Annotated in this window: 6 protein-coding genes; all 6 read left to right on the forward strand. The window is 49.6% G+C overall.

What is annotated here, in order from left to right; genetic code table 11:
- Nucleotides 1-226, forward strand: a 226-nt coding sequence (locus WC359_14975; GenBank protein MFA5401752.1) for a hypothetical protein, incomplete at its 5' end; no start/stop codon positions are given.
- The gene (locus WC359_14980) at nt 198-575 is read left to right on the forward strand and encodes a hypothetical protein (GenBank protein MFA5401753.1); all 378 of its coding nucleotides are present in this window, start codon (nt 198-200) and stop codon (nt 573-575) included. The genes WC359_14975 and WC359_14980, both read left to right, overlap by 29 nt.
- Nucleotides 576-648: 73 nt before the next feature.
- A complete protein-coding gene (locus tag WC359_14985; GenBank protein MFA5401754.1) occupies nt 649-1,302 on the forward strand; it encodes a hypothetical protein in 654 nt (217 codons plus the stop codon).
- Nucleotides 1,303-1,331: 29 nt separating this feature from the next.
- On the forward strand, nt 1,332-2,213 hold the full coding sequence (locus WC359_14990) for a hypothetical protein (GenBank protein ID MFA5401755.1): 882 nt from the start codon (nt 1,332-1,334) through the stop codon (nt 2,211-2,213).
- 9 nt (nt 2,214-2,222) lie between these two features.
- Nucleotides 2,223-3,473: a PKD domain-containing protein gene (locus WC359_14995; GenBank protein ID MFA5401756.1), complete on the forward strand. Its 1,251-nt coding sequence runs from the start codon at nt 2,223-2,225 to the stop codon at nt 3,471-3,473.
- Between the two features lie 14 nt (nt 3,474-3,487).
- A complete protein-coding gene (locus WC359_15000; GenBank protein ID MFA5401757.1) occupies nt 3,488-4,015 on the forward strand; it encodes a hypothetical protein in 528 nt (175 codons plus the stop codon).
- The last annotated feature ends 21 nt before the right edge of the window (nt 4,016-4,036 follow it).

A 4,036-nucleotide genomic window follows, 5' to 3' on the forward strand; every position in this document is an offset into this window, starting at 1 on the left:
ACCGGATGGATATGGCATAAACTGCGCTTACTGTGGTAAGTTGATCCTTAAAGCCCCACTGCAGCCGCCGGATCAACAGAAACCCGCCGAGCCAAGAGTGCAATTAGCGAAACCCAAAACTAAACCGGATATGAGCCGGGATAAAGAAAGAGAGGTAGAAGATGGTTATGGAGAGCAGCTTCCTGACAAGACTGGTAGTGTCGAGGATAACGAGGCCGATAGCTGATTTCATAGCTTACTACATCGTCGCGCTGGAACCGGAGGCGCTTGAGGCCCGTATAACGAGCGGCTGGAGCCTCGTCGGTATGTTAAAGCAGAGGCCGCGCGAGGAGCTGCTTTCCGTGGTTGACGCGATACTGGAGAATTACCCGGATATCAAAAGCCGCATCGATAAGACCAGAAAGGCTGGAGGCACTTCGGCGAAAGGATCCGGATTGCAGATATTAGAGAGCATCAGCGCGGACCGACTGGTATACCTGGTAAGCGAGAAGCTGCCGGCTCAGGGCGCGGTGCTTAAAAAGCACAAAGACTGGGTGCAGGCGGAGATAAAGTCCGTCGGCGCTTTGCTGGTTTGACAAAACACTCCTATCAATGGTAATTTAAGGGCGTAGGTAAGACCTGCGCCCTATTTTTATTTACGAGGTAACTGTGGAAAGGTATCCTGTTTACGGCAAGCGCTTCGGCAACGAATACCTCGATATTCGCGAGTTTGTGACGCCTTTCACCCCCAGCGTCCAGGACGTGCTCAAAACGATATCCGCTGACGGCGACATGGTATGGAACTGCTGGGACTGGGTATGCCGCAATGTAAAATATCCCCCTTCATGCGACGATGTTCAGGATTTTCACGAAAAGATCAGCTTTTTGCGCGGCTGCCCCATAATCCGCATCCCGGTCAAGCGCTCTGCAAAAGTGCATGACTTCTGGGAGCTGCCATGCGAGACACTGGATCCGCCGCGCTACGGTGACTGTGAGGGATCGGCGACGGTGCTCGTGTCTCTATTGCGCAACTTCATGAGCGAACGGCAGGTTTACTGCACTATAGGCACTTACACCGGGTGGGGTCACGCCTGGGTGACGGTGGTAGACGGCTCCGGTCTTTATACTTTAGACACTACTATCCCCTGCGCCAAGCCGGAGGGAGTGAACGCCGTGGCCGAGGACCAGCCTTATATACCATACATAAGATTCAACGATATCGAGGTCATAGAGGAGAGGGACGGCTGGCAGGACTTCGTAAACCTGCCGCGGGACCCAATGGCCAAGATGTGCCGGATATACGCGCAGTACGGCTTTCGGTAATTATTACGGCGTAATAAAAGGAGAATGCCATGGCGGACGAAAAGAAAAAAGCCAATATAAAGCCACTGGTAGTCGGCGGTGTGGTGCTGGGTGGCACTTATTTAGGTTATCTAGGTATAAAAGCCATAATGGATTACTTTAATAAGACAGAGGAAACAAAGCAACTCCTCCTTGATGAAATCTTTATCGAGATGCAGGATACCGAAGAATACCAGAATGATATCATCGCTCAAGGTGGTATGAGTGACGCCCAACGACAATTACTGGATCAAAAGCTCGCAGATCTTAATTGGAAAGTTTTATACTTAGATGAGATTAACCATAATTGGCTTGTGGACTTCGTGGAACAGTTAGGCGATTGGGCTAAATCCTTCGGTTTATATGTGATAATACCGACAGTGGCCTCTGGCCTGATAGCGAGATATTTCTGGACTAAGTTTAAGAAATGGCCTCCATACAATAGGCAACCGCCGCCGGATCCGAATCCTGGTGGACCAGACCTGCCGCCAAGCGGCGGGACTACGCCACCGCCGGTAGATTGCCCTATATGCGGGCTGACCTTTATTTCTCCTGAAGCGCTGGCGACCCATATACAATCAGGGGTACATCCTATCTCCACAAATATAGGTGATATCAATGCTGCGCAGAATTACTTCAATCAGCAACCAAGTGCAACTAAAGCGATAATACAGGCCGAAGCGAGTGCTATGGGTATATCTGCAGCTCAGTTAAGTTCTGCTTGGGCCGGGCTATCCACAGCTGTACTATTAGGTATCCTGGCGGCGATAGCTGTCTCATGTACCGTCGGCGCGCCGGCTGTCGGTTTACCCGCATCTTTTAATGTGTTAGCACAGGCGGAATCAATATTAGCGAACTGTGTGGCTAGATCATTAGTGTTGGTAGCTGCTTAAGGAAGTATTATGAGAATTTACTCTTTACCTGAAGGATCTTCTTGGGCGACAAGTGATGCCCGCGCCTGGATAACCAGCATTACGCCAGTCCCGAATCCTATGTTATATGGCGCTGTGTATGATATCATCATCAGAGTTAAATGGGAGTTTCCCAGCGACGTAGTTTCTGCCCGTGACGAGGAGATGCTGTTTATAGCGTTTGAGTTAGAGCGGGTCGATGGCGGTATCTTTACCCCGATTCCGGGATGGGAGGTATTTTATTATGAAGAATGGCGAAATGCGCCCTGGGAAGCACCACATGGACCACCCCGGGTATTAGCGGGGAATCTAGGTAACTTTGTAGCAATAGATAAACAGTTTGATTTTTCGGGAGAGGCTGACTTCGTATTAAGTATAAAACCTGACGTGATAGGCATGCCGGTAGGCTGGAGAGAGTATAAGCTATATGCTCAGGTATGGGAAAAATTTTACTCTATAACCGGAGGTAAATGGGATTACATTGAGGCCTTAGATACACCCAGCGTTGCGTTCTCTGTGAATGTATCTGAGGGGTTACCTATAGCGTCATTTGATATGTCTCCTAAAAGTGGGCCTACACCGCTGAATGTTTATTTCAACAATACGTCGAGTGCTCCAGATATCGCACCGATAACCAGCGTGGAGTGGGATTTTGGTGATGGCAGTAGCAGTATAGAAGCGAGTCCTAATCACGTATACACAAGCCCTGGTAAATACACAGTAATATTGACCGTTACGAATCAGGCCGGCACTGACAGTTGCACTAAATCAGTAACTGTAACCGCAGCCGATCCGCGCCCTGTATTTCTGTTAGACCAGTGTTGGGGGCCGACAAAAGTAAATGTGTCTGACTATGTAAAGCCAGTTTTATGGATCGAAAATCAAGGCGGTGCCGGCACCGTATTCTTAGATGTACTGATAGAGGGCCAGCGAAGAAACGTCGCAAATATCTCTATACAAGGTTATGGGACTATATCTTATACTGTACCGCAGCACGATATAGTGTGGTATTTAGGATATACTCCCACTGAGGATATCCTTCCTGAGATATGGTTCCAGACAGGGTATGGCGATCAGGTAGTCTCACAATGGTTATGGCAGCCCTGGGTTTCGGTAAGCGGAGGAGGTGGCGGCGGAGACGAAGAGGATATATCCGATCAGCTTAAATTCGGAGCTGCCGGCTTACTGGCTTTTGGCGCCGGCATATTTGGATATTCGCTCTATAAGAAGCGTAAGCGGTAAATAAGGAGGATACTATGTCACTAGCATCAAATATTATTGAAATACAGGCGCCGGCAAGCGCGATAACGGGAGAATCGATACGTCCTTATTGTACGGTCGCTCTGGCAGAAGGATCTCCCGCGGAAGCTGTGGCGCTCGGGTGGTATGACGACGAGCACGGAGAGCTGATCGAGTTCGACGGGCTAACTATCCTGGGCCCTAACCATTATAGCGAGGTGCTGAGGCCTGAAGCGCGCCCCATGTCAAGCCAGTCCACTACTTTTACAGTGGCGCTTTTCGAGCCGACCTCCGATGATGAGTTTTACGAAACGGGATATAGCTGGAAGCGGACGAACAAAGTGATGAGCTTCACTGTTGTAAACGACAGCGGAGATGACGGCGGGGACGAAGATGGAGATGACGGTGGAGACGAAGATGGAGATGACGGTGGAGACGAAGATGGAGATGACGGTGGAAGCAATCGATGGTGGCTAATTGGCGCCGTTGCAGGTTTAGGCGCAGCGCTGCTTGCCGGTGGTTTATATATATTAAAGAAGAAATAGTATGAAGAACAAAGAAGTAAA

It is taken from the genome of Dehalococcoidia bacterium (assembly GCA_041653995.1).
GTDB lineage: Bacteria > Chloroflexota > Dehalococcoidia > GIF9 > UBA5629 > CAIMUM01.